A 23,934-nucleotide genomic window follows, 5' to 3' on the forward strand; every position below is an offset into this window, starting at 1 on the left:
GGCCCCTCAGTCCCATTCCAGGCCGCCGCGCCGCCATACGTACGCGTACGCGACGAAGACGGTGAGCACGAAGAGCAGCATCTCCACGAGCCCGAAAATCCCCAGGGCGTCGAAGGTGACGGCCCAGGGGTAGAGGAAGACGATCTCGATATCGAAGATGATGAAGAGCATCGCCGTCAGGTAGTACTTGATGGGGAAGCGCCCGCCGCCGGCCGGCGTGGGGGTCGGCTCGATGCCGCACTCGTAGGCGTCGAGCTTCGCCCGGTTGTACCGCTTCGGACCGATCAGCGTGGCCATGACCACGGAGAAGATCGCAAAGCCTGCCCCGAGGGCTCCCAGTACGAGGATGGGCGCATACGCGTTCACCGCTCCTCGCTCCTCTCAGTCGGCACTGACTGCTGGCGGTTGCATCGGACTCACGGCCGCCCCAACAGCCCCACGAGCCCCGCTCGTCCCGGCGAAGATCGCGAACATGTGAAGCAGGTCACAAGCCCAACTGCCTCGCATCCTATGCCTGCCGCTCTGTGATCTGCGACACGGGGTATTGCACAAGCTTTGTGATCTCCACCACCTGACGAACGATCATGAAGTCGGATGAGCGGTGATCTTCACACAAGAAGCGTTCAGGTGATCACCAGAGGTGACATTTTCGCTCGTCGCCGCTGGCCAGAGGGCGCGAGGGGCGGGCGTCTCAATATCAAGATGGTTCTCTTGCATGCAAATTGGTGCTGGACGCGAACCCTTGATAGAGGGCGCGTTCACACATCAGAGGGAGGGGCGGGGTGCGATGTGGACACGTGCACGCGTTCACGAGCGCCGCGAGGCCGGTCGCGCGCCACGGACGCGGTCGACGGGGCAACCGTTCCGTGACCTGCGCCACATTCATGAGAGACGTCTGAGAACCGGGCTTGGCCAACTGTCCCAACGAGTGGTAAGCGCGGGGCAATTCGGGCGTAACGATCAAAGTGCGTGATCACAGGCCGGTTACGGGCCGCCCGCAATGTCCGTTAGGGCGTCAATAAGGAGCGACACGCCCGGGATTCGAGGCCCGATTGAACAACTGTGGCGCAGCACACGTTTCTTGAAGGTATGGAGGAGCTCCTGATACCGGTTGTCCCTATGTCCCACACCGCTCACATACGCAGCCACCGGAAACCCCGCCGCAGCGCGTCGACCATCGCGATGCGGGCCGGAGTTGCCGGTGGCGTCCTCAGCACCCTGGCAGTGGCCGGGGCGTCGGGTTCGGCCCACGCGGCCGAACCGGTGACGCAGACCCTTGAACTGCCCACCCTGACGGCCGACCTGGCCGCTCAGGTCGCCCAGTCCGCGGACGTCACGCAGCAGGCGGCCGCGAGCTACGAGCTGCAGGCCGAGCGTGACGCGGCCGCCGCGAAGGCCGCCAAGGAAGCCAAGGCCGACCTCGCCGAGGCCAAGAAGAAGGCCGCGGAGGAGAAGAAGAAGGCTGAGGAGGCCGCGCGCAAGGCGGCCGCCGAGCGCGCCTCGCGCAGCGCCGAGCGCGCCACCCTGAGCGCTTCGGCGGACACCGGGTCCTCCGACAGCTCGGGCAGCAGCGCCGGCAGCAGCACGTCCACGTCCACGTCCACGGCCACCGGTTCGGCCGCCGCGGTCGTCTCCTTCGTGCAGTCCCAGGTCGGCGACGCCTACGTCTCCGGCGGCACCGGCCCCAACTCGTGGGACTGCTCCGGCCTGGTGCAGGCGGCCTTCAAGTCGGTCGGCGTCGACCTGCCGCGCGTCTCCCAGTCCCAGTCGACCGCAGGCACCCAGGTCGGGCTGGGCAACCTCCAGCCGGGCGACATCCTGTACTGGGGCGGCGCGGGCAGCGCGTACCACGTCGGCGTCTACGTCGGCGACGGCATGTTCGTCGGCGCGCAGAACTCGTCCACCGGCGTCGTCAAGGCGTCGCTGGACTACGACCCGCCGAGCGGCGCGGTGCGCGTGCTGTAGAGCGCGGGCATATCCGTACGAAGGGCCGCAGCCGCTCGGGGGCTGCGGCCCTTCGGGCTCTCCAGGCTTCGGGGCTCTCGGGACTCTGGCGGCTTCCGGGACTCTCGCGGCTTCCGGGGGCTCTCGCGGCACTCCGGCGTCTCCTGGCATGCTCGGCGCGGGCCGGATCTCCACCGGCCCGTCCACGAGCCGAAGGAGAGAACGCCATGCCCAGTGTGTTCGTACAGGGGCGGCCCACCGCCGCCTATCCCCCTCTCGCCCCGGAGGCCCGGCGCGGGTCGGTGCGGCGTGTCACCGAGGCCGGCGAAGAAGTACTGCACAAACCGTGCCGGGACGTCACCGAGTTCGGGCCCGACCTCGCCGCGCTCATCGACGACATGTTCCGCACGATGTACGTCGCCGACGGCTGCGGGCTGGCGGCGAATCAGGTGGGCGTCGATCTGCGCCTGTTCGTGTACGACTGCCCGGATGACGACGGCATCCGACATGTCGGGCATATCGTCAACCCGGTGCTGGAGCCCCTCGATCCGGCCGCGCGGCGGCTGCTCGACGAGGGTGAGGGGTGTCTGTCGGTACCGGGGGCCGTCATGGCCGTACCGCGGCCCGACCGGGCCGTCGTGCGGGGCCTCGACAGGGACGGCGAACCGCTGCTCGTCGAGGGCACCGGCTACTTCGCGCGCTGCCTCGCCCACGAGACCGACCACGTGAACGGGCACGTCTACCTGGACCGGCTCTCCGGCCGGGAGCGGAAGGCGGCGCTGCGGCAGTCGGCGGACCGGCGCGAGGAGGTCCTCGCGCGCCGGGCCGCCAACGCCCGGTCCCTCGAACTCGATGGGGACTCCGGCGGCCTCACCGGGCCCCGGCGCTGACCGGAGCCGCGAGGCCCGTCACGCCTTCGGCGCGACCTTGCTCAGTCCGTTGATGATGCGGTCCATCGCGTCGCCGCCCGTCGGGTCCGTCAGGTTGGCGAGCATCTTGAGGGTGAACTTCATCAGGATGGGGTGGGTGAGGCCGCGCTGGGTCGCGATCTGCATGACCTTCGGGTTGCCGATGAGCTTCACGAAGGCGCGGCCCAGCGTGTAGTAGCCGCCGTAGGTGTCCTTCAGGACGCGCGGGTAGCGCTGGAGGGCGATCTCGCGCTGGGACGGCGTGGCCCGCGCGTGTGCCTGGACGATGACGTCGGCGGCGATCTGGCCGGACTCCATGGCGTAGGCGATGCCCTCGCCGTTGAAGGGGTTCACCAGGCCGCCGGCGTCGCCGACGAGCAGCAGGCCCTTGGTGTAGTGCGGCTGGCGGTTGAAGGCCATGGGCAGGGCGGCGCCGCGGATCGGGCCGGTCATGTTGCCCGGGGTGTAGCCCCAGTCCTCCGGCATGGAGGCGCACCAGGCCTTCAGGATCTCGCGCCAGTCGATCTCCTTGAAGGAGCTGGAGGTGTTCAGCACGCCCAGGCCGACGTTCGAGGTGCCGTCGCCCATGCCGAAGATCCAGCCGTAGCCCGGCAGGAGGCGGTCCTGGGCGCCGCGGCGGTCCCACAGCTCCAGCCAGGACTCCAGGTAGTCGTCGTCGTGGCGGGGCGAGGTGAAGTACGTGCGGACCGCGACGCCCATCGGACGGTCCTCGCGGCGGTGCAGGCCCATCGCCAGCGACAGCCGCGTGGAGTTGCCGTCGGCGGCCACGACCAGCGGGGCGTGGAAGGTGACCTCGCGCTTGTCCTCCCCCAGCTTGGCGTGCACGCCGGTGATGCGGCCGGTGCGGTCGTCCACGACCGGGGCGCCGACGTTGCAGCGCTCGTACAGGCGCGCGCCGGCCTTCTGGGCCTGCCGGGCGAGCTGGTCGTCGAAGTCGTCGCGCTTGCGGACGAGTCCGTAGTCCGGGAAGGAGGCCAGATCCGGCCAGTCCAGCTGGAGACGGGAGCCGCCGCCGATGATGCGCAGGCCCTTGTTGCGCAGCCAGCCGGCCTCCTCGGAGATGTCGATGCCCATGGCGACGAGTTGCTTGACCGCGCGAGGGGTCAGGCCGTCACCGCAGACCTTCTCCCGGGGAAACGCGGTCTTCTCCAGCAGGAGGACGTCGAGCCCGGCCTTGGCCAGGTGGTACGCGGTCGTGGAGCCGGCTGGCCCCGCGCCCACGACGATCACATCGGCGGTGTTGTCGGAGAGGGGCTCGGTCACGGCGGGATCTCCCCAGGTTCGAAAATCTGCGTGCCGACGGGCACTGGACATGGGCAGTCTATTCAGCGTCACCGATCACCCGGCTGAAGGGCTGCCCAGTGAACCGAGCTCTCCCCGTTGTACGGTTGCGCGTCCCCACCGACGAGGACGCCGTCGCCTGGCACCGGATCTTCGACGACCCGGACGTCATGGAGTTCCACGGCGGGAGGTCCGCGGAACTGTCCGTCTACGAGGAACTCACCGCCCGCCAGCGCCGGCACGACGCCGAACACGGCTTCTGCCTGTGGACCATGGTGGACGAGGACGGCCGGGTCATCGGCTTCACCGGCGCCCAGCCGTGGCCGCAGGACTGGGGCCCCAAGGGCGACATCGAGATCGGCTGGCGCCTCGGGCGGGCGCACTGGGGCAAGGGGTACGTCACGGCGGCGGCCCGGCAGACCCTGGAGCGGGTGCGGGCGGCGGGTGTGGCGGAGGTGGTCGCGATGGTCAACGCGCGCAACACCCGGTCCATCGCGGTCACGGAGCGACTGGGCATGCGGCTCGACGAGGTCTTCACGACCCCGGTCTCGCAGCAGCAGGGGCACTGCTACCGGCTCCCCCTGCAAAGTTAGTGACAGAAAGTAACCTACTGTCACAGTAAGCCACTTGGCGCTTCCCGGCAGTGCCCCGCGGAGCTACTCTGCCGGGTACCGCTGGGGGGTGACGCCCGTGCGCCTGGTACCCAAGAAATCCGACGTACGTGTACCGCGCCTGGTCGGCCTGATGGCTGTGGACGCGCGGGAGGCGGCCGGGGCGCAGGGCCTGTCCCTGCTCGCGCCGGACCGGCCCGATCTCCACCTCGTCGTCGTCGACTACGTCGTACGCCAGTACCCGCAACCCGGCGCGCAGGTGCCGCGGGAGTCACAGGTGTACGTGTGGTTCGACTTCGGGGAGGGCGAGGGCGGCGGGGGCATCCGGGAGCCGCGGGTGCCGGGTCCGCCCCGGGGCGGGCTCCGGCGGGAGCTGACCGAGCCGGGCGAGCCGCCCCGCCGCACGGCCCTCAGCTCTCCTTGAACCCCCGGTGCAGCGCCACCACGCCGCCCGTCAGGTTCCGGTACGCCACCTTGGACCAGCCGGCCTTGCCCAGCCGCTCCGCGAGCGCCGGCTGGTCGGGCCAGGCGCGGATGGACTCGGCGAGGTAGACGTACGCGTCGGGGTTGGACGACACCGCGCGGGCCACCGGCGGCAGGGCACGCATCAGGTACTCGGTGTAGACGGTCCGGAAGGGCGTCCAGGTCGGGTGCGAGAACTCGCAGATGACGACCCGGCCGCCGGGCCGCGTCACCCGGTGCATCTCACGCAGCGCGGCGTCCGTGTCCTGTACGTTGCGCAGCCCGAAGGAGATGGTGACCGCGTCGAAGACGTCGTCCTTGAACGGCAGCCTCGTCGCGTCGCCCGCGGTGAACGGCAGCCAGCTGTGCCGCTCCTTGCCGACCTGGAGCATGCCGAGGGAGAAGTCGCAGGGGACGACGTAGGCGCCGGTGCGGGCGAAGGGCAGGGACGAGGTCGCGGTGCCGGCCGCGAGGTCCAGGATCTTCTGCGCGGGACGGGCGTCGACGGCTCTGGCGACCTCCTTGCGCCACGCCCGGTCCTGGCCGAGCGAGAGCACGGCGTTCGTCAGGTCGTACCGTTCCGCGACGTGGTCGAACATCGAGGCGACTTCGTGCGGCTGCTTGTTCAGGGAAGCGCGGGTCACGGGCCCATTGTTGCAGCACGGGCCCCTTCCGGCGCGGACGGGCTCACGGCAGCAGGCGCGGCCTCTTCCGCGCGGCGACGTCCTCCACCCAGCCGAACAGCAGCACGAACGCCGCGACCAGGGCCCAGCCCACCCCCAGCAGGAACCACTGGCTGTCCAGCGGCAGGTACGCCTCGAAGGCGGGCACCTCCCAGAACCGGTCGATCAGCGGAACGGCCAGGACGAGGGCGAGCTCATGCCAGAGGTAGATCGTCACCGCACGGGCGTTGAGGACGGTCACCAGCCGGTCCAGCCGCCGCGACCGTGCGAGTCCCGCGAAGCCGGTGCCGAACCGGGCCTTGGCGTACATCAGCGGCGTCACGAAGCCGGCCGACCAGAAGGCCTGGGCGAGCGGAATGTCGTCGAGGTCGTAGGTGCCGTACTCGGCCCGGTGCGCGAACGCGTACCAGCCGCCGTAGGAGAGCGCGGCGAACGACAGGGCGACGACCGCGCCCGGCTTCAGTCGCCCCAGCACGCCGTCGCGGTGTGCGAAGCCCAGGACCCAGCAGAAGAGGTACGTCGCCAGGTCCAGCAGTCCGGCGCCGAGACGGTTGTCCGGCGGCTGGCGGACGAACTGGAGGACCACGATCGGGACGAGGGACAGCAGCAGCACCGGCGCGGGAGCGAGCCGGAAGACCCGCAGCAGCAGCGGGGAGAGCAGGACCAGCCACAGGTACGTCCGCAGGTACCAGAGGATCTCCCAGGCCTGCTCGCCCCAGGCACTGCCCGGCGGGTCGCCGAGCGGCACGACCCAGAAGACGATCTGCCACCCCGGCATCCAGCCGCGCAGCAGCATCGCGACCACCACGAAGAAGCCCCAGCACCAGAACGGCGGGAGCAGGCGGCGCAGCCTGCCCCGGATCACCGCCGGGGCCGGGCGTCCCAGCGACTTGGCCATCAGGGTGCCGGCCAGGGCGAACATGACCCCCATGGAGGGGAAGACCAGCCCGGCCCAGGGCCAGCAGAAGACGTGGTACGCGACGACCCGGACGAGGGCGAGCGCGCGCAGGGTGTCGAAGTAGCGGTCCCGTCCACGGATCGCGATCCCCGCCGCGGCCCCCGCCGTGGCACCCGCCGTGGCACCCGCCGCCGGGGCTTCCGCCGGTGCCGCGCTCACGTCGGGAGCGCGGCGCACCGCCCTCTTGCTGTGCGCGCCCATCACCCGGTCCCCACGGTCCCCGTCGGCGTCCCCACCTCACCCGTCCGCTTCAGTTTCTGCCAGCGCAGCCGGCCGCCGGTGAGGGCGGTGACGCAGGAGTGGATGAGGACGAGGTACATCATCTGCCGGTACGCCAGCTGCTGGAGCGGCATCATCAGCAGGTACCGGTACTTCTCCCGGTCGAGCCGGAAGGCGTAGGCCGCGCACACGAGCTGGACGCCCAGCACCGCCAGCCACGCGAGCAGTGCCGCCCGGAAGTCGACGAAGATCATCGAGTAGGCGGTGAACACGTCGATGAGCGGGGCGAAGACCGGCGTGACCACCTGGAAGAGCACGACCAGCGGCATGCCGACCCGCCCGAAGCGGCCCGAGGGCCCCTTGTCCGTCAGGGAACGGCGGTGCTTCCAGAGCGCCTGCATGGTGCCGTAGGACCAGCGGTAGCGCTGGGACCAGAGCTGTTTGAGCGAGCCCGGCGCCTCCGTCCAGGCCCGGGCGTGCTCCTGGTAGACGACCCGCCATCCGGCGCGGTGCAGGGCGATGGTGATGTCGGTGTCCTCGGCGAGGGTGTCGTCGCTCATGCCGCCGGCCCGCGTCACGGCCTCCCTCCGGAACGCACCGATCGCGCCGGGGATGGTCGGCATGCAGCGCAGCAGGTCGTACATGCGCCGGTCGAGGTTGAAGCCCATCACGTACTCGATGTGCTGCCAGGCGCCGATGAGGGTGCGCCGGTTGCCGACCTTGGCGTTGCCCGCGACCGCGCCGACGCCAGGGTCGGCGAAGGGCTGCACCAGGTGCCGTACGGTGTCCGGCTCGAAGACGGTGTCGCCGTCCATCATCACGACGATGTCGTACCGGGCGTGCCGGACACCGTTGTTGAGGGCGGCGGGCTTGCCCGCGTTGGCCTGCCGGACGACGCGGACGTTGGGCAGTCCCAGGGATGCGGCGATCTCGGCGGTACCGTCCGTCGAGCCGTCGTCCACGACGATGATCTCGATCGGGTGGGTGCTGCGCGCCAGTGACCGGAGGGTGCCCGCTATGCACTCCTTCTCGTTGTACGCCGGGACGATCACGCTCACCGGCCCTGTGACGGGCGGGCCCCAGCTGAAGCGGCGTCTGTTGCGCTGTCTGTAGTGGCGGCGGGCGAGGATCAGCATCATCCCGAACCGGCCCATGACGGCCACGCCCACGATCATGAGTCCGATCGACAGCGCGGGGACCGTCCACTCGGCGACCGCGACGGCCGCGATGAGCGCCTTGCCCTCGTAGAGGGTCGCGCCGGTGGCCCGGTGGTGGGCGGCCTGGAGTTCGCCGCCTTCGGAGCCGGACGCCCGGGCCTGGTCCTGGGTCTGGGCCTGGGCGTGGTCCTGGTCCTGGGCCGCGGACCCGTCGGAGGGCTGCTGTTCGGCCATGACGCCGCTGATGGTGGTGAAGGTGTAGCCCTTCGCCTTCATCTTCTCGATGTACTTCGGCAGCGCCTCGATCGTCTGCGAACGCTCGCCTCCGGCGTCGTGGAAGAGGACGGAGGCGCCCTCGTCGTCCTCCGGCGTGGCCTGCTTGACGATGTCCGAGACGCCGGGCCGCTTCCAGTCGTCGCTGTCCGTGTCGACGAAGACGCTGGTGTAGCCGTCCTCGCCGAGCTCCTCGTAGACGGGCCAGCTGTAGTTGTCGATGGCGTCCGTCTCGGAGGAGTACGGCGCCCGGAACAGCGTGGTGGTGATGCCGGCCGCGCCCGCGAGGGCGAGCTGGGTCTGCTCGATCTCGCGCGTGACGCGGGCGTCGCTCTGGTAGGAGAGGTCGACGTGGGTGAAGGTGTGGATGCCCACCTCGTTGCCCTGCTCGACCAGGTCCTCCACGATGTCCGGGTAGCGCGAGACCATCGATCCGACCAGGAAGAACGTGCCGGGCACGTCGTACTTCTCGAGGATCTCCAGCACCTGCGGTGTCCAGGTGGGGTTCGGGCCGTCGTCGAAGGTCAGGGCGATCGTCTTGTCCGGGACGGAGACGGTCGTGGCCTGTCCGCCGCGGAAGGTGAGGATCGGCCCGCCGTCGAGGACCTCGTCGGGTACGTCGCTCGCGCTGGCGCCGGTGCGTACGCGCTGGTCGCCGCCGACCTCCGCGCGCAGATAGCCGTCGAGCAGCATCACGCAGGTCAGCGCGAGCAGGAGCAGCAGGGCGAGAAGGACCCGCGGCCGCTGGAGCGCGGCGGCCCGGCCTGCGGCCCGCTCGATACGGGAGGGGGCGCGGCGTCGGCCCCGTGCGGACGATGAAGGCGAGGGGGGAGGTGTGGGCGTGGTCATGGAGGTGAGGGCGTTCCGGTCAGTCGGTGGTGGCGGCGCTGGAGGAAGCGGTGGGGGCGCCACTTGGCTCGCCCGCGCCGGTGGACGGGCTCCCCGCGCCGGTGGACGGGCTTCCCACGCCGGTGGGCGGAGCGCCCGTGGGGACGAGGCCGCCCTCCGGGCGCGCGCCACCGCCCCGCCCGGGGCCGTCCTGCCCGCCTCCGAAGGGCAGCAGCGAGGCCGGGCCGACCGAGGTCCCGATCCCCATGAAGGCCAGGCCCAGGACGGCCGCGTAGCCGACGCAGACCGCCCCGACCAGGAGACCCAGCCGGCGCAGCAGCCTGGCCCGGCGCCCGGAGTTGTCGACGAACACGGGCCCTTCGACGGACCCGTTACCGCGTTTGCGACGGCGACCACGCGCTGCGGCGCGGGATTCGAAGGCAGGCTCGGAGTGCATTCCCCGGACGTTAGAGGGCTTTCCCTGTCGCGAACTGGGGCTCCGTCATGAGATCCCCGTGAATGGTGACGCAGCCTGTCGGTGTCCTGTGGGACCGCGGAAGACCGCGCACCTTTCTCAGGAACGGCCCAGCCACGCGTGAGACGTTCACTCGTCCGACGACGAGAACGGGAGCGTACGCACATGAGGGCTTACCGGAAGGCGGCTGCCGGGTGCGCCCTGCTGCTCGCCCTGGCCACCGCCGGGTGTTCCGGGCCGGGCGGGAACGGCACGACCGACGCGGCGCCCGCGGACCCGTCCGAATCATCCGCGACGTCCGGGGCGTCCGCGCGGGTCACCGCCTACGCCCCCTACGTCAGCGCCACCACGTCCTCCGACCACGACTCGGCGGGCTCCCCGACGACGTACAACCTCGCGTTCGTCCTCTCCTCGGGCAACGGCTGCACCCCCCGCTGGAACGGCGACCAGGACATCGGCGACGCCACGGTCGCCGCCCGCGTCGCCCGGCTCAAGGAGTCCGGCGCCACCGTCCGCGTCTCCTTCGGCGGCGCCTCCGGCAAGGAGCTGGCGGCGGCCTGCGACAGCGCGTCGGACCTGGCGGAGGCGTACGGCGAGGCGCTGGACGCGGCCGGTTCCACGCAGGCGGACTTCGACATCGAGGGCGACGAGCTGACCGACGCCGGTTCCGTCGCCCTGCGCTCGGAGGCGATCGCGCTGCTCCAGGAGGAGCGGAGTGACCTGGAGGTCTCCTTCACCCTCCCGGTGATGCCCTCGGGCCTGGGCTCCGACTCCACGGCGCTGCTGGCGTCCGCCAACGAGTACGGCGTACAGGTCTCCACGGTCAACCTCATGACCATGAACTACGGCGAGTCGTACGACGGCGACATGGGCGACTACGCCCTTGCCTCGGCCGGCGCCGCCCACACCCAGCTCAAGGAGGTCTTCGGGACGTCGGACGCGGACGCCTGGCGGGGCATGGCGGTCACCTCGATGCTCGGTGTCAACGACGTCGCCGGTGAGACGTTCACGCTCGCGGACGCGACCGAGGTCCGGGCCTTCGCGGACGAGAAGGGGATCGCCTGGGTGTCGATGTGGGCGGCCTTCCGCGACCAGCAGTGCACGGACGAGGCCGACACGGACGACGCGGCGACCGACTGCAGTGGCGTGACGCAGGAGGCGGGGGCGTTCGGGGAGGCGTTCGGGGGCTGACGGGTGGCCGCGTTCAACGGCGGCGGTGCACCAGACGCCCCGCGCACACCGTGGCGACGCACGCGCCGCTGTCGTCGAGCACGGCGAGGTCCGCCCGGCCGAGGTCGACGAGGGCGGTGGGACGAGGCCGGGCGAGCACCACGACGTCGTTGCGTTCGGCCGCCGCCCGCAGTCCGGGCGTGCCGGCGTGCTCCTCCAGGACGGCCACCGCGCCCAGCTTCAGCACGGCGTGGATCCGCTCGCGCGGCGTGGGGGCGTCCGGCAGTGGGCCCTCATGGACCCGCGCGGGCCCGAGCACACCCGGCCAGCGCCGCACGCGCGCCGCCGGGAACCGCGCCACCAGTTCGGCGAGCGGCCCCACGGCGGCGATCCGGGCGCCCTCGACGGCGACGGCACCGTCCTCGACCGGTTCCGGATCGTCCCAGACGTACCGGACCTCGTCGGCGGCGTGGATCGTCAGCACGGCGGCGTCAGTTGGAGGCGAGCAGCTTCAGTTCCGGATGGGCCGTGCCGCCCTCGATGGCGGTGGACGAGATGTGGGACACGACGCGCTCGTCGACGGGGTCGTTCGCCGGGTCGTCGTGCACGACGAGGTGCTCGTACGTGGTGGCACGCTGCGCCGGTACCCGTCCCGCCTTGCGGATCAGGTCGATGATCTCCAGCCGGTTGGAGCGGTGCTTGGCACCGGCCGACGACACGACGTTCTCCTCCAGCATGATCGAGCCGAGGTCGTCGGCGCCGTAGTGCAGGGAGAGCTGGCCGACCTCCTTGCCCGTCGTGAGCCAGGAGCCCTGGATGTGGGCGACGTTGTCCATGAACAGCCGGGCGATGGCGATCATCCGCAGGTACTCGAAGAGCGTGGCCTGCGTGCGGCCCTTCAGGTGGTTGTTCTCGGGCTGGTAGGTGTACGGGATGAAGGCGCGGAAGCCGCCGGTGCGGTCCTGCACGTCCCGGATCATGCGCAGGTGCTCGATGCGCTCGGCGTTGGTCTCGCCGGTGCCCATGAGCATGGTGGAGGTCGACTCGACACCCAGCCGGTGCGCGATCTCCATGATCTCCAGCCAGCGCTCGCCGGACTCCTTCAGCGGCGCGATGGCCTTGCGCGGCCGCTCGGGCAGCAGCTCGGCACCGGCTCCGGCGAAGGAGTCGAGCCCGGCGGCGTGGATGCGCTGGATCGCCTCCTCGACCGACACCTTCGAGATCCGCGCCATGTGCTCGACCTCGCTCGCCCCCAGGCTGTGGATGACGAGCTGCGGGAACTCCTTCTTGATGGCGGCGAAGTGCTTCTCGTAGTACTCGACGCCGTAGTCCGGGTGGTGGCCGCCCTGGAACATGATCTGCGTGCCGCCCAGCTCGACGGTCTCCGCGCAACGGCGCAGGATGTCGTCGAGGTCGCGGCTCCAGCCCTTCTTGGTGTCCTTGGGGGCCGCGTAGAAGGCGCAGAACTTGCACGCCGTGACGCACACGTTCGTGTAGTTGATGTTGCGCTCGATGATGTACGTCGCGATGTGCTCGGTACCGGCGTACCTGCGCCTGCGCACGGCGTCGGCTGCGGCGCCCAGTGCGTGCAGCGGGGCGTCGCGGTAGAGGACGAGCGCCTCCTCGGGGGTGATCCGCCCACCGGCGGCGGCGCGGTCGAGGATGGGCTGAAGGTCGGCCTTCTCGGTCACCGGCGTCCCTTTCGCAGAGTTCGTAAGGGTTGTGGACGGACCAGGCCAGCGTACGCCAGGCCCTTCACGGGTCGGCGCTCAGGCCGCGTAGGCGCCCGCGAGGACGCCGAGGAAGGCACCCGCGATGAGGAACGGCCCGAACGGGATGGCCGTCTTGCGCCCGGCCCGCCGGGCGACGACGAGGGCGCCGCCGTAGAGCGCGCCGAGCAGGAACCCGGCGAAGGTGCCGAGCATCACCGTCGGCCAGCCGTACCAGCCGAGGACCGCACCGGCTGTGAGGGCCAGTTTCACGTCGCCGAAGCCCATGCCGGCCGGGTTGATGAGGAACAGCACGAGATAACCGGCGCCGAGGGCGAGGGCGCCCAGCAGGGCGGTGGTCCACTCCCCGGCGTGTCCGGGCACGAGGGCGGTGAGGCCGAGGAGGACGAGTGCGGCGCCGGCGAGGGGCAGGGTGAGGGGGTCGGGCAGCCGCCGTACCCGGAGGTCGACGGCCGCGAGGAGCACACCGGCCGGGGCGAGCAGCAGCCAGACCGCCAACTCGGGGCGGGTCCCGGTGGCGGCGGCGAGGGCGGCGCAGACGAGGGCGGTGACGGTGGCGAGGGCGGCGGTGCGAGGGCCGTAGCAGGCGGCCCCGGCCTCGCACTGCCCGCACCGAGCCCGCCCGAGCCAGCCCCGGACGGGATGCGCGCCCTCCGGGCACCGTCCGCGCCACGCCTCCCCCGAGGGGGCGGAGAACCGGTAGGCCGCGCGGGGCAGCAGCGTGCCGGTCGCCGCGCCCCAGAGCGCGGCGACCAGGACGATCAGAACGAACAGAAGATCGATGTCCGTACCGAGACCGACCTCCGCACCGAGACCGACGTCCGCATCGTGACCGATGTCCGTACCGAGACCGACGTCCACACCGTGACCGATGTCCATACCGAGACCGGTATTCACCCGGAGACCGATGTTCACCCGGCGGCGGCGACGCCGTCGCGCCAGGTCGGCAGCAGCTCGTCGAGCAGTGCCTCGGTGCGCGGCGGCAGGCCGCGCGCACCGCTGCGGCCGATGAGGTCGGCGGCGAGCGTGTGGAGCCGGCCGGTGTCGCCGGTGGTGTGCGTGGCGCGCAGCAGTTCGTGCCACAGGCGCTCGTCGGCGGGGGCCGTGCGCAGCGCCGCGTTCAGCGCCTCGATGGCCTTCTCCGCGCGGTTCTTCTCCAGGTGGAACTCGGAGAGTGCGAGGCCGGTGTCCGCGACGAGCAACGGGAGCTGGGCGTCGATGATCTCGTGGGTGAGCCAGCGGTAGCGGCCCTCGGGCCGGTCGGCGAGCAGCGGCCCCCGCACCAGCACCAGCGCGTCGGTGAGCAGCCGCCCGCGCACCTGGCGGCTGCCGACGCCCCGGCCCTGCGTGGCCTCGTAGTAGAGGGAACGCAGTACGTCCAGGTCGGAGACGACGGACTTGGCGAGGGTGAGCCGTCCGCCGGCGTCGGTACGCAGTCGTGCGCTGCCGTCGGGGTCGGTACCGAGCCAGGCCCGCAGCCGCTCGAGCAGCGCGTCGCGCACGTCCGCCGTCACACCGCGCGGCCACAGCGCCGAGGCCAGCACGCGCGGGTGGACGCCCTCGCGGTGCAGCAGGAGCAGCGCGAGCGCCTCGTGGAGCTGGGCACTCCGGTCGCCGTCGGGCGCGTCCAGGCCGATGATCTCGTACGACCCGACGAGGCGGGCGTAGACCGCGGGCCGCCCCTGCTCGCTGATGTCGACGAGGAACGGCGGGGTGTTGGCCGGTCCGCCCGACCCGCGCTCGGGGTCGGCCTCGGTGAACAGCTCGACGACGGCCCGCTGCTGCGCGGCCGGCAGCAACTGGGCCTCCAGCTCCAGCCCGAGGAGCGGCGCGAGCAGCCGGCCCTCGCCGGTGATCTCCATCTCCCAGGCGGCGCCGGGCAGATCGGTGCCCTCGGTGCCGACGAGGTAGCCGATGCCGAGGCGACTGGCGTCGGCCGCGAGTTCCGCGAGCCGCAGGGCGTCCTCGTCGGACGGCTGGGCCGCGAGCAGGACGAGGTGCGGCGCCCAACGCGTGTGCTGGGCGGGCCCGGTACGGCCGGTGAGGACGGAGTCGTGGCCTGCGGCCCCCAACGCGCCGCGCCGCTGCCGGGTCTCGGCGGACATGGTCTCGAAGAGGTCCTCGAAACCGTCGAGGTGGCGGATCCGGTTGGGCGCGAGGGGCGTGAGGTCGTCCCCGAACCCGACGAGCGTGATGGTCATACGGTCCGACCAGCCGTTGGTGGCCAGTTCGGCGGCGACCGACGCGAACACGGCGGCCCGGTCGGCCTCCGTACCGCTGAGCGAGACGAGGCCGGGCACGGCCTCCAGGTTGAGCAGCAGCCGGGAGTCGTCCATGGTGCCGAGGCTGACGAGACCCGGGTAGGGCGCGGCCGTGTCGGCGTCCTCGTACCCCTCGGCGTCGGCGCGGGCCAGCATCCAGAAGGTCTGGTCCTGCCCGAGCTGCCAGGGCGTCGGCGGCTTGCCGGCCGGCTGGGCGAGCTGGAGGTGCAGGTCGCCGTTGCTGCTCATCCAGGCCGCGTACACGACGGGCAACGGCCGCGACTCGGCGGCGAGGGCGGCGGCCAGCCCGCGCAGCGACCGGTCGAGCAGGCGAACGCCTTCGGGGTCGGCGCCGACGAGGAGCGCGTCCTGGGCGTCCTGGGCGTCGCCGGTCGGCGTGGGCGGCTCCATGCCGCGCCGTCCGCCGACACTGCCGAGCGCCGACTGCCACAGTGCCTGCCGGCGCCGGCGGCCGAGGGCGCCGAGGAGACCGGCGGCGAGGAGGGGCGCGGCGAGGAGTGCCTCGGGGAGCCCGAAGGAGTGCTCGGACCGTGCGGCGGGGGTGGCGTGCTCCTGACCGGCGTCGGGTGCGGGGGCCGGGGTCGCGGGCGTCACGGGGGTGGCGGGGCCGGGCGCGGGCCGCTGCTCGGGGAGGGAGACCTGGGCGTCGCCGTCCCCCTGGGCCCCGGACCCGCCGCCTCCCTGCGCGTGGTCGCCGGTCTGGGCGTAGTCGCTGATTTGCTGCTGCACCTGTTCGGAGACGTTCGGCGCCTCGTCGGGCAACTCGACGAGCTCGCCGCCGCGGGCGTCACCGGGCATCTCCATGATCCACCCGGGCCGGATGAGGGACGCCTCGGACAGCTTGGACCCGTCCGGCTGCACGCGGTCCTTGTTGAGCTCGAAGATCTCCTTGTACCGGCGTCCGTCGCCGAGGTGCCGGTCGGCGATCTCCCAGAGGGAGTCGTGGTGGCGTCCCTCGGGCGGCTGGATCCGGTAGTACTTCGTGTCGCCGTGCGCGGCGGAGCCGCTGTCGGCACGGGCCGCTGCCTGCCCGGCCTGCTCGGCGAGGGCGTTCGCCGTACTGGCGGCCTGCTCCTGCTGCTGGGCGAAGATCCCCGGCGTCTGCTGCGCCGCCGCCACGGAGGGCTTCTGGTTCCCCTCCAGGCTCTGCCCGAGCTGCGACAGCCCCGGCGTGAGGCTCGCCGCGGTCGCACCGACGAGCAGCAGGGCGGCGACGAGCTGCCGGGCGAGCAGCTGACTGGGCCCGGACCCCGGCACCCGTCCCGGCACCCCGACACCGGACAGCGCGGCCTTGACCTCGACGAGCACGCAGGCGGTGAACTGCGCCCACGCGAACCAGACGACGACGGTCAGGATGTGCAGGAAGGTGTTGACGGTGATCTCACGCTGCAGCCAGTCGAGGCCGGGGGCTCCGTTGGGCAACGGCCACCCGGCAGTCATGGCCAGTGCGAGGGGCACCCCGACGACCAGCCCGAGCAGCACCACGAAGGCGAGGAACGCCTTGACGAAGTCCCCGAACGACCGCCGCCGCACCCGGACCGGTTGGGGCGTCCGGTTCCTCGGAGCCGGCGAACTTCCCGTCGAGCCCGTCGAGCTTGACGAGCTGGTGGTGCGGCGTCGAGGCATGGCGGGTTTCCCGGGTCGTGTGTCGTGTGTCGTGTGTGGGTGTATGTGGACGTATGTGATGGGCGGCCGGAGCGTCCGGTATGAGGGGTGTGCTGAGCCTACAGAGATCTTATGGACTCACACCGACACCGTCGAAGGCCCACCGCGAGACACCCCCGCAACCCCCGCCCCCTTTACGACCTTTGCCCCAGGACGTCGACCGCCCCTTCACGTCCCCCACACAATCCCCGGAAACCGCCCAGGGCCCCTGCACCTCGCCCTGATAGCTTCGTTCCCTGTCGCACACGCCGTACCCCGGGGGGAACCAACCGTGGCCCGCAGCGCCCTCACGATCACCGCCGCCGCCTTCACCGCGACAGCGGCCCTGCTGCTGACCGCCTGCGGCGGAGGCGGCGACGACTCGTCGTCGGACGACATCAAGGGGGCGGAGACGGGGGCGGGCAGCTCCGCGCCGTCGGCTACGGCATCCTCATCAACGCCGCCCGGCGTCGAGCGACCGGTGATCAAGCTCCCCAGCAGCTTCCAACTGACCTTCGAAGACTGGACGAGCAGCGACGCTCAGCAACAGGCCGTGCTCAACGACGCCAAGGAAGAGCTCCGGGCGGGGTACGCCGCGATCATCGCCAACGATCCCGACAGCGAAGCCGTCGCCTTCTACGACACCGATTCCGGTCGCTCGCAGAGCAAGGAGTGGATCAAGTCGTACACGGACAAGAACGTGACGGTCATCGGCAAGCTCCCGGTCTTCGACCCCAAGGTCACCGTGCTCGACGGCGGCACGACGGCGTCTCTCGGTTACTGCACGAACGAAAGCGAGGCGTTCACCAAGCACCGGAAGACCGGCAAGGTCGAAGGGAACCCCGCGGACATGGACCCCGAGGTGTACTACCTGGTCACACTCAGGAAGAGTAGCCAGGGGGTGTGGCAGAACACCTCCGTCCGCTCGGAGCGGGGCAAGTGCGCGAAGTGAGGGCTCACCACAGGGGACTGACCGCGATCACGGCGTCACTGGTCACCGCACTCTGCTGCTCCGCTCCTGCCCACGCCTTCGGCGGCTCCGGCACGAGAGGCGAAGCCGAGGGCAGTGAACTGTCCGCTTCGGCCCAGCACACGAGCATCAAGATCACGCAGGAAAGTGGCCCTGGCGGCGGGCAGCGGGGCAACCTGGCGTCGACCGACGTCAACTGGGAGCCGCCGCCCTGCTGGTACGAGCCGGTGTTCACACCCGAACAGCTGAAGGACTTCGCGGAGAACGACGGTGGCGGTGACGTCAGCCTCCGTCAGGGGTGGTACGGATCCGAGCTGTGGACCGACCACTTCAAGGACGGCAAGGCCGCCACCAACTACTTCGGCACCCCGTCGTCCGTGAAGGGCTACAAGGACTACAACCTCGGGGAGAAGGGGTTCTTCTGGCGCGGAGTCGCCCCGAGCCTCTCAGCTCTCGACGATACGTCCCTCTGCAACAGGCTCATGTTCTGGCAGGACGCCGGCGAGATCCCCGACGTGCCGAATGCTCCGACCCCGGAGATCCTCGCCGAGTACGCCTACGACAAGGTCGAGGTCCCCTCGACCGAGATCGAGGCGAAACCGGCGGCCAAGTCCACCGTCAACCTCCCCACCTGGGTCTGGCTGGACAAGGGCACCTTCAAGGAGGTCAAGGTCCGCGCCGAGCTGCCCAACACGGGCCTGTGGGCCGAGACGACCGCGAAGCCCGTCGCCCTCCACCTGGAACCCGGCACGGACGACGCGGAGACCTTCCCCGCCTCCGGCGACTGCGAGATCGACGCCGACGGCTCCATCGGCACGCCGTACACGAAGGGCAAGGCCGACGAGACCCCGCCCTGCGGCATCCGCTACCTCCGCGCGTCGAACGGGGAGCCGTACCAGCTGAAGGCATCGGTCACCTGGGAGATCTCCTGGGTGGGCAACGGCGGAGCCGCGGGCGACCTGCCCGACGGCACCTTCGAGACGACGCAGGACATGGCAGTCCAGGAGATCCAGTCCATCAACCGCTGAACAGATCCTCGGCCCGCTCCACCGCCCCTGGGCACGAGCCCCTCCCTGCTCCGCGACTCCCCCAGCGGCACGGCATTCCTGGACGCCGAATCCCGACTGGAGCGCTTCAGAACGCTCTTCCGTAAGGTGGAGAAAGCGGCGAAGGAACTGTGAGGCAAGAGGCGTGACCGGACCCAACCACTGGCAGAAGTCCTCCTACTCGGGGGGAGGCGACGGCAACACCTGCGTGGAGGTCGCGCCTCTGCGAACCCGCGTCGCGATTCGCGACTCGAAGGACCCGTCCAAGGGCATGGTGACCGTCCCGGCCGGGTCCTTCACCGCCCTGATTCAGAGCCACAAGACGACGAGCGCGACCTGACAGGGGTCGAAGGACGCGCACGACTCCGGCATCCCGGAAGAGAGGAACTCCCGAGCCATGGGCAAGAGCGACCTCGCACTGCCGTTGACCGAGCTGGAGGACTACGGGCGCCGGCTGCGGTCGCTGAAGACGCGGCTGAACCACACCAAGAAGCTCTTCGAGTCGTACAAGGACGACATCGGCGACGGCAGCGTCAACGACGCCCTCGACGACTTCGAGTCCAACTGGGAGGACGGCCGCGAGGACATCACCCAGCAGCTCGACGCGCTCGGCGACATGTCGGACGCCGTCGTCCGGGAGTTCAAGAAGCTCGACGACGAGCTCACCAAGCAGGTCAACAAGGCCGTGAAGACGGAGGACAAGCGGGGCGGCAAGGGTGGCGGCGGCACGTGACGCGATCGCGACCGGCGCGGTGACCGGCGCGTTCTCCGGCTACCGGCGCCGCAAGGCCCTCGGCCTGCTGGGAGCGGAGGCCGGCCTCGCCGAGGAGCGATACGGCAGGGTGCGGCGGGACGGCTGAAGGGCGGGGTGGGCATGCCGGTGGAAGCGCCGCGCGGGCCTCACAGGGACAGCGTCTGCGCGATGCCGTCCACGATGTCTTCCAGCGGCTCGTCCAGCACCGGCTCCGTCCAGGAGACCAGCAGGGTGACGGCGGCGTCCGTCGCCGGTGGGCGGACGCCGTAGAAGAGGGTGCGGACAACGGGGCGCGGGCCGAGGAGGCGTTTCTTCTCCTCGATCAGGTTCTGCCGGATGCGGACCGCGTCGCCCAGCGGCAGCCGGACCTCTCGGACGTCCGGTTCACCGAAGTCGCGCGCCGACATGTGCTCGGTGAGGAGCGGGAGGGTGACCTCGGGAAAGGTGCCGTCCGGATGGATCGCGTCGAGTTCGAGGACGGCCGCGACGGTGTGATGACCGCTGATGTACCAGCCGAAGGCACCGAGGGGCTCACGCGTACGGCTGTCGGCCGCGGCGCGCTTGAGGTCGCGGGCCAGGAGACGGGTGTTCCCCTTCTCCCCGTCACGCTCGTACCGTTCGACGAGGCCCCCCGCCTGGTGTTTCGCCCAGTAGTCCAGGTCCAGCGTGCCGGCGACGGGGAACGGCACCCAGTCCTCCGAGCATTCCAGGCCGAGGTTCGACAGGTCGTCGGTGGTCATGTCCGTGGTCACTCCGTCCAGGTCAGCGAGCCGGCGATCGCGTCGAAGAGGCCGGCCATGGCGTCGGCGATCGGCTCCAGGGGCGTGGAGAAGGTGAGCAGCAGGAACGCCGTCGTACCGGGAACGGGCAAGTGGTACTCCACCGAGACGGAGACGTGCTCTCCGCCCGGCCCTCCGCCCGGCCCTCCGCCCGGCCCTCCGCCCGGCCCTCCGTCCGGCCCGTTCTCGCCGGGTTGCCGCGACAGTCTGCGGACCCGTACGGCGGTACCAGCGGCCAGTTCCTCGACAGTGATCTCCGGTGCCTCGCCCGGACCCGCCTCTTCCGCGTCCTCGGCGAAGGCCCGCGCCAGGTCCTCCGCGGGCAACGGCTCGGCGTGGCGCAGCGGCGCCAGGCTGACCAGCAGCGAGGCGGGGATGGTGAAGGGGCCCACCTCCTGGAGGCTCAGGTAGAGCTCGATCCCACCGCTGCGGTGCGCCTTGGCGGCACGGCGGCGCAGGTCGGCGCGCAGCTCCTCCTTGAGGTGCGGGGCGTTGTCGATGCCGTGGAACTGACGCTCCACCAGCGCGTCGACGGACCTGTTCCGCTGGTCGGGGTCGAGCAGGATCCGGAACCAGCCCTCGGGCAGCAGCAGGCGGTAGTCGGCAGGAGCCGCGGGATTCTCGGCGGAGTCCACGGGCTTCTCGGCAGAGGTCACGTTGCATCCTCCCTGGACGTCCGTTCCGGGGCCCGCCGGTCGAGCCGGAGGCGACTGCGCAGTTGGTGGACCGCGTACGGCGTGCCCTGCAGGACCAGGCCGACCGCCCCCATGAGCACCGCGGTGAGCGACGCGCCGGGGTGCGTGTCCGTGATCCGCAGTCCCTGGACCACGGAGAACACGGAACCGAAGGCCATAACGGCAGTGGACGACATTCCCGCGATGGTCCCGGGGAACCGCGACACGCGGCGGGCCGCCCGGCCCGACTCGGGCAGCAGGCGCAGCCCCAGCACCGGCCCCTTGGGCCAGACGGCCTTTCCGCTCAGCCGGCGTTCGGACACCGCCAGCCCGGCGGCACGGCACAGCCGTGCCCATCCGTCGGCGCCCGTCTCGCCGCCGAACCAGGCGGCCCAGGGGAACACGGCCCGCACCTGCTCCCCCGGTCCTCGCAGTTCCGCCCCGATCACGGCGCCGGTGCGGTCGCTCACCCGGACCAGCGAGGTCACCGCGTGCGGGCCGGCCAGCGGGAACCAGTACTCCTGCCCGCCCAGGTCACGCAGGACGAGGTCGTGGTCCTGCACCCGCACCTCGGTGTCCCGGCAGAACCTGACCGTCGCGCCGACGCCCTTCGCCGGCGAGGGACCGACACGCGCACGGACGACCGGATCGTGGCGTCCGAGGCGCAGCCGGGTCCAGGCGCGCAGCACCAGCCGTGCCACGGGGGCGACGAAGGCGGTGGCGGCCAGCAGGAGGATGGCCCAGGGCGCTGTGGTGGCGGAGAAGACGACGATCGTGAACGCGGCGAACCACGCGCCTCCCGCGGCGGCACGGACGCCCCAGTACCAGGACGGGAAGACGCCACCCGGCCCGAGCACCGTGCCCCTGCCGTCCGAGGCCACCAGCGGATCGTTTCTGTCCCGCACCACGTGCAGGGGGATGCCCGCCGCATTGAGCAGGCCGGCCACACCCGAGCGGCTGAGGAGCTGCTCGCCCTGGACGGACCGTTTGGGCAGCACGGACGACTCGGGCAGCCAGTCCTCGACGTCGAACCGGCCGATCAACGCTCCCTCCGCGTCCTGCAGCTGCACCTCTCCCCAGGAGCCCGGGAGAGTCGGCCCCATGCGTTCCCCGTCCTCGCCGGGAGCGTCGACGAACACCGCTCGCGCGATGCCGTTCCCGCCCACCGGACAGCGGGTGGTGCGACGGCGGGTACGCAGCACCAGCTCGCCGTCCTGTGCGTAGAGCCGGGAGACATGGCACCGCTCGAGGCCGGGGCCGCGCGATGCGGCGGGTCTGAGCGCGGGCTCGGGGGTCGTCATCCCGTGGCTCCGTCGTACAGGGAAGTGACGGCGCCGTAGGCGCCCTCGGAACCGGCGGCCACGCCGGTGGCGGTCGCCCCCGCCCAGACGTTGGTCTGGCCGGAGAAGTTGCCCAGCGCACTGCTGACCGCCGGCATCTGCGTCGCGGCGGGCGCGATGCCGTCGAGGCCGGCGGCGGCCCTGGCCAGGTCGGGATCGAGGGTGCCCGCCGAACGGGGCGCGGCCATCCCCCGGAGACCGTCCCGCCAGCCCTGCTTGGAGAACGCGTTGGCGATGGACTTCACGCCGTCGACGCTATCGCGGTACATGGAGACGGGGCTGAACCCCTCCTTGAGGTTGCTCCAGCTGGGCAACTTCCCCTTCGGCATGTCGGCCATCGCCCGTGCGGCGTCCTTGCCCCGGACGGAACCCTGGGCTCCCCGGTTGGCGAGGTTCCACGCCTTGTTGGACTTCATTCCGGAGGCGACGGCGTTCTTGTAGAGGTTGCTCCGGGCGAGCGCCTTGCTGCCGGCGGCCACCCCCTTGGCTCCCGCCATCGCCGCCCGGCCGAGGCCGAAGGTGGCGACCCCGACGGCGTCCAGCATCACGGACTTCCAGCTGCCCTCTCCGCCCAGTGCCAGCACCAGGTCGGTGGCGAGCGCGACGACGCCGGCCAGGAGCGCCACGGCGTTCGCGACGACCGCGATGGCCTGCCCGATCACCGGGATCCAGCCCAGAGCGAGCGCCGCCACCCCCGCCCACAGCGCGATACGTCCCGCCCATTTGGAGATCTGGGTGAGCCAGCCCGCGTTCTCGTGGACCCAGTTCTTGAACTTGTCCGTCCAGCCGTCCTTGAGCCCGTCGTTCTCGATGACGTCGTGGATCGCGTCCGCCGCCCGGCGCGCTGCCGTGTCACGGACCTCCTTGGCGGTCCGCAGAGCGTCCTTGGCCGCCGACAGAGCCGACGACGCGTTCTCCTTCTGCTCCTTGTACTTCTTGGTGTCCGGGTCGTCCTTCGGCGTGTCGTCGGGCTGCCCGTCGAGCGAGCGCTGGGCGGCTCCGAGGTCGCCGTCCGCGGCCTCCGCGTCGCGCAGCGCCTTGTCGGCCATCTGCTGCGCGCGGTGGAGTTCGGAGGCGTACTCGGTGCTGCACACCCCGTCCACGACACGCGTGCCGAGCGCGTCGGCTGCCTCGTCGTACCGCTTGAACGCCTTGCGGAGCTTGTCCCCGGCGCCTTCGGCCGCTCCCCGGAACTCGGTGGCGGCCTTGCCCTTCCAGTTCTCGACGGAGGCCAGCTCCTTGATCTCGCGAGCCTCCTTCTCGATGGCCTCGGCGGTCTTGCGCAGCTGCCGGCCGAGCCGCGCCACCTCCTCCGGGTCGCCCGGTATCGGATCGGAGCCCTCGTCGAGAACGGCCCAGCGGTGGCTTGCGGGACGCGTCACTTCCCGTCCCCCTTCTTGCCGCCCTTGGCCTTCTCGTCCGCGCGGCGCAGCGCCTCGGCCAGTTCGTGGTCGATCTTGTCGTACGAATCTGCCGCGCCCTTGGTGATCCCGTGGAGCTTCTCCAACTCGTCGGTCAGCTGTCTACGGTGGATCTTCCAATTACTGCCGAACTTCTCGAAGGCGTCCAGGATCTTCTCCGACCCGATCTCGCCCACTCCGTATCCCTCGGCCGGGTTGGCGCGCTCGGCGAAGGTGCCCCGGATCCGCTTCAGCGCCCGGGCGCTTTCCCGGATCCGGTCGATGTCCGCTTCCTGGTCACCCATGGCTGTTCCCTCCCTTGCCG

General features: G+C 71.1%; 25 protein-coding genes. 10 read left to right on the forward strand and 15 right to left on the reverse strand.

Translation table 11 applies throughout. The annotated features are described in order from the left end of the window. Positions 1-6: 6 nt before the first annotated feature. A complete protein-coding gene (locus ACFW48_RS10950; RefSeq protein WP_114531077.1) occupies positions 7-366 on the reverse strand; it encodes an NADH-quinone oxidoreductase subunit A in 360 nt (119 codons plus the stop codon). A gap of 753 nt (positions 367-1,119) precedes the next feature. Here ACFW48_RS10950 and ACFW48_RS10955 point away from each other — a divergent pair. Then, the gene (locus tag ACFW48_RS10955; RefSeq protein WP_386312679.1) at positions 1,120-1,965 is read left to right on the forward strand and encodes a C40 family peptidase; all 846 of its coding nucleotides are present in this window, start codon (positions 1,120-1,122) and stop codon (positions 1,963-1,965) included. A gap of 206 nt (positions 1,966-2,171) precedes the next feature. Next, entirely contained in the window at positions 2,172-2,834 is a 663-nt protein-coding gene (def, locus tag ACFW48_RS10960) for a peptide deformylase (RefSeq protein WP_386312682.1), read from the forward strand. An 18-nt stretch (positions 2,835-2,852) separates the two neighbouring features. Here the strand turns inward: def and ACFW48_RS10965 are convergent, their stop codons facing one another. Continuing rightward, complete coding sequence (locus ACFW48_RS10965) at positions 2,853-4,187, reverse strand: geranylgeranyl reductase family protein (RefSeq protein ID WP_386312685.1); 1,335 nt, start codon at positions 4,185-4,187, stop codon at positions 2,853-2,855. Between the two features lie 47 nt (positions 4,188-4,234). On the opposite strand from ACFW48_RS10965, the gene ACFW48_RS10970 reads away from it, so the two are divergent. Further along, positions 4,235-4,747, forward strand: coding sequence for a GNAT family N-acetyltransferase (locus ACFW48_RS10970; RefSeq protein WP_386312688.1), 513 nt, complete (start codon positions 4,235-4,237; stop codon positions 4,745-4,747). A gap of 97 nt (positions 4,748-4,844) precedes the next feature. Further along, the gene (locus tag ACFW48_RS10975; RefSeq protein ID WP_386312691.1) at positions 4,845-5,189 is read left to right on the forward strand and encodes a PASTA domain-containing protein; all 345 of its coding nucleotides are present in this window, start codon (positions 4,845-4,847) and stop codon (positions 5,187-5,189) included. Here the strand turns inward: ACFW48_RS10975 and ACFW48_RS10980 are convergent. The 4 genes from ACFW48_RS10980 to ACFW48_RS10995 are packed head-to-tail and all read right to left on the reverse strand — an operon-like array spanning position 5,176 to position 9,718. Then, positions 5,176-5,871, reverse strand: a complete 696-nt coding sequence (locus ACFW48_RS10980) for a demethylmenaquinone methyltransferase (protein WP_386312694.1) — start codon at positions 5,869-5,871, stop codon at positions 5,176-5,178. The genes ACFW48_RS10975 and ACFW48_RS10980 overlap by 14 nt on opposite strands. 43 nt (positions 5,872-5,914) lie before the next feature. Beyond that, on the reverse strand, positions 5,915-7,069 hold the full coding sequence (locus ACFW48_RS10985; protein WP_386312696.1) for an acyltransferase: 1,155 nt from the start codon (positions 7,067-7,069) through the stop codon (positions 5,915-5,917). After that, positions 7,069-9,366: a bifunctional polysaccharide deacetylase/glycosyltransferase family 2 protein gene (locus ACFW48_RS10990; protein WP_386312699.1), complete on the reverse strand. Its 2,298-nt coding sequence runs from the start codon at positions 9,364-9,366 to the stop codon at positions 7,069-7,071. The genes ACFW48_RS10985 and ACFW48_RS10990 overlap by 1 nt, the downstream gene beginning before the upstream one ends. 19 nt (positions 9,367-9,385) lie before the next feature. Beyond that, entirely contained in the window at positions 9,386-9,718 is a 333-nt protein-coding gene (locus ACFW48_RS10995; protein WP_386312702.1) for a hypothetical protein, read from the reverse strand. Positions 9,719-9,985: 267 nt separating this feature from the next. Between ACFW48_RS10995 and ACFW48_RS11000 the strand changes: the two genes are divergently transcribed. Further along, entirely contained in the window at positions 9,986-11,011 is a 1,026-nt protein-coding gene (locus ACFW48_RS11000) for a chitinase (protein ID WP_386312705.1), read from the forward strand. A 13-nt stretch (positions 11,012-11,024) separates the two neighbouring features. On the opposite strand, the gene ACFW48_RS11005 is transcribed toward ACFW48_RS11000, so the two are convergent. From ACFW48_RS11005 to ACFW48_RS11020, 4 genes are all read right to left on the reverse strand, one after another. After that, positions 11,025-11,474 (reverse strand): hypothetical protein, encoded by a 450-nt coding sequence (locus ACFW48_RS11005; RefSeq protein WP_386312708.1) that lies wholly within the window; start codon positions 11,472-11,474, stop codon positions 11,025-11,027. Positions 11,475-11,481: 7 nt separating this feature from the next. Then, the gene (gene mqnC / locus ACFW48_RS11010) at positions 11,482-12,681 is read right to left on the reverse strand and encodes a cyclic dehypoxanthinyl futalosine synthase (protein WP_386312711.1); all 1,200 of its coding nucleotides are present in this window, start codon (positions 12,679-12,681) and stop codon (positions 11,482-11,484) included. A gap of 78 nt (positions 12,682-12,759) precedes the next feature. Then, on the reverse strand, positions 12,760-13,599 hold the full coding sequence (locus ACFW48_RS11015) for a prepilin peptidase (protein WP_386312714.1): 840 nt from the start codon (positions 13,597-13,599) through the stop codon (positions 12,760-12,762). A 32-nt stretch (positions 13,600-13,631) separates the two neighbouring features. Further along, a complete protein-coding gene (locus ACFW48_RS11020) occupies positions 13,632-16,628 on the reverse strand; it encodes a BTAD domain-containing putative transcriptional regulator (RefSeq protein WP_386312716.1) in 2,997 nt (998 codons plus the stop codon). Between the two features lie 310 nt (positions 16,629-16,938). Between ACFW48_RS11020 and ACFW48_RS11025 the strand changes: the two genes are divergently transcribed. The 5 genes from ACFW48_RS11025 to ACFW48_RS11045 all read left to right on the forward strand — a co-directional run bounded on the left by ACFW48_RS11025 (position 16,939) and on the right by ACFW48_RS11045 (position 19,522). Beyond that, positions 16,939-17,598, forward strand: coding sequence for a hypothetical protein (locus ACFW48_RS11025; protein WP_386312719.1), 660 nt, complete (start codon positions 16,939-16,941; stop codon positions 17,596-17,598). Further along, positions 17,595-18,644: a hypothetical protein gene (locus tag ACFW48_RS11030; protein WP_386313058.1), complete on the forward strand. Its 1,050-nt coding sequence runs from the start codon at positions 17,595-17,597 to the stop codon at positions 18,642-18,644. Before ACFW48_RS11025 ends, ACFW48_RS11030 begins: the two co-directional genes overlap by 4 nt. Positions 18,645-18,807: 163 nt before the next feature. After that, positions 18,808-19,002: a DUF397 domain-containing protein gene (locus tag ACFW48_RS11035; RefSeq protein ID WP_386312721.1), complete on the forward strand. Its 195-nt coding sequence runs from the start codon at positions 18,808-18,810 to the stop codon at positions 19,000-19,002. 57 nt (positions 19,003-19,059) lie between these two features. Continuing rightward, positions 19,060-19,395, forward strand: a complete 336-nt coding sequence (locus ACFW48_RS11040) for a hypothetical protein (protein WP_386312724.1) — start codon at positions 19,060-19,062, stop codon at positions 19,393-19,395. Beyond that, entirely contained in the window at positions 19,379-19,522 is a 144-nt protein-coding gene (locus ACFW48_RS11045; protein ID WP_386312727.1) for a hypothetical protein, read from the forward strand. The genes ACFW48_RS11040 and ACFW48_RS11045 overlap by 17 nt, the downstream gene beginning before the upstream one ends. A gap of 40 nt (positions 19,523-19,562) precedes the next feature. Here ACFW48_RS11045 and ACFW48_RS11050 read toward each other — a convergent pair whose 3' ends face one another. From ACFW48_RS11050 to ACFW48_RS11070, 5 genes are read right to left on the reverse strand one after another with little or no spacing between them, the layout of a single operon-like run. Continuing rightward, entirely contained in the window at positions 19,563-20,156 is a 594-nt protein-coding gene (locus ACFW48_RS11050; RefSeq protein WP_386312729.1) for a hypothetical protein, read from the reverse strand. A gap of 8 nt (positions 20,157-20,164) precedes the next feature. Then, the gene (locus ACFW48_RS11055; RefSeq protein ID WP_386312732.1) at positions 20,165-20,851 is read right to left on the reverse strand and encodes a hypothetical protein; all 687 of its coding nucleotides are present in this window, start codon (positions 20,849-20,851) and stop codon (positions 20,165-20,167) included. Next, entirely contained in the window at positions 20,848-22,170 is a 1,323-nt protein-coding gene (locus ACFW48_RS11060) for a hypothetical protein (RefSeq protein WP_386312735.1), read from the reverse strand. Before ACFW48_RS11060 ends, ACFW48_RS11055 begins: the two co-directional genes overlap by 4 nt. Then, positions 22,167-23,591 (reverse strand): putative T7SS-secreted protein, encoded by a 1,425-nt coding sequence (locus tag ACFW48_RS11065; protein ID WP_386312737.1) that lies wholly within the window; start codon positions 23,589-23,591, stop codon positions 22,167-22,169. Before ACFW48_RS11065 ends, ACFW48_RS11060 begins: the two co-directional genes overlap by 4 nt. After that, a complete protein-coding gene (locus ACFW48_RS11070; RefSeq protein ID WP_337304357.1) occupies positions 23,588-23,914 on the reverse strand; it encodes a hypothetical protein in 327 nt (108 codons plus the stop codon). Before ACFW48_RS11070 ends, ACFW48_RS11065 begins: the two co-directional genes overlap by 4 nt. Positions 23,915-23,934 lie beyond the last annotated feature (20 nt).

The organism is Streptomyces sp. NPDC058812 (genome assembly GCF_042744565.1).
GTDB lineage: Bacteria > Actinomycetota > Actinomycetes > Streptomycetales > Streptomycetaceae > Streptomyces > Streptomyces thinghirensis.

Excerpts from the sequence above, each read along its gene's own strand:
- ACFW48_RS11070 (WP_337304357.1), bottom strand. The coding sequence starts at position 23,914 with ATGGGTGACCAGGAAGCGGACATCGACCGGATCCGGGAAAGCGCCCGG.
- ACFW48_RS10955 (WP_386312679.1), top strand. The coding sequence starts at position 1,120 with ATGTCCCACACCGCTCACATACGCAGCCACCGGAAACCCCGCCGCAGC.
- ACFW48_RS11060 (WP_386312735.1), bottom strand. The coding sequence starts at position 22,170 with ATGACGACCCCCGAGCCCGCGCTCAGACCCGCCGCATCGCGCGGCCCC.
- def (WP_386312682.1), top strand. The coding sequence starts at position 2,172 with ATGCCCAGTGTGTTCGTACAGGGGCGGCCCACCGCCGCCTATCCCCCT.
- ACFW48_RS11000 (WP_386312705.1), top strand. The coding sequence starts at position 9,986 with ATGAGGGCTTACCGGAAGGCGGCTGCCGGGTGCGCCCTGCTGCTCGCC.
- ACFW48_RS11040 (WP_386312724.1), top strand. The coding sequence starts at position 19,060 with ATGGGCAAGAGCGACCTCGCACTGCCGTTGACCGAGCTGGAGGACTAC.
- ACFW48_RS11015 (WP_386312714.1), bottom strand. The coding sequence starts at position 13,599 with ATGGACATCGGTCACGGTGTGGACGTCGGTCTCGGTACGGACATCGGT.
- ACFW48_RS11020 (WP_386312716.1), bottom strand. The coding sequence starts at position 16,628 with ATGCCTCGACGCCGCACCACCAGCTCGTCAAGCTCGACGGGCTCGACG.
- ACFW48_RS10990 (WP_386312699.1), bottom strand. The coding sequence starts at position 9,366 with ATGACCACGCCCACACCTCCCCCCTCGCCTTCATCGTCCGCACGGGGC.
- ACFW48_RS10985 (WP_386312696.1), bottom strand. The coding sequence starts at position 7,069 with ATGGGCGCGCACAGCAAGAGGGCGGTGCGCCGCGCTCCCGACGTGAGC.
- ACFW48_RS11050 (WP_386312729.1), bottom strand. The coding sequence starts at position 20,156 with ATGACCACCGACGACCTGTCGAACCTCGGCCTGGAATGCTCGGAGGAC.
- ACFW48_RS10965 (WP_386312685.1), bottom strand. The coding sequence starts at position 4,187 with ATGTCCAGTGCCCGTCGGCACGCAGATTTTCGAACCTGGGGAGATCCC.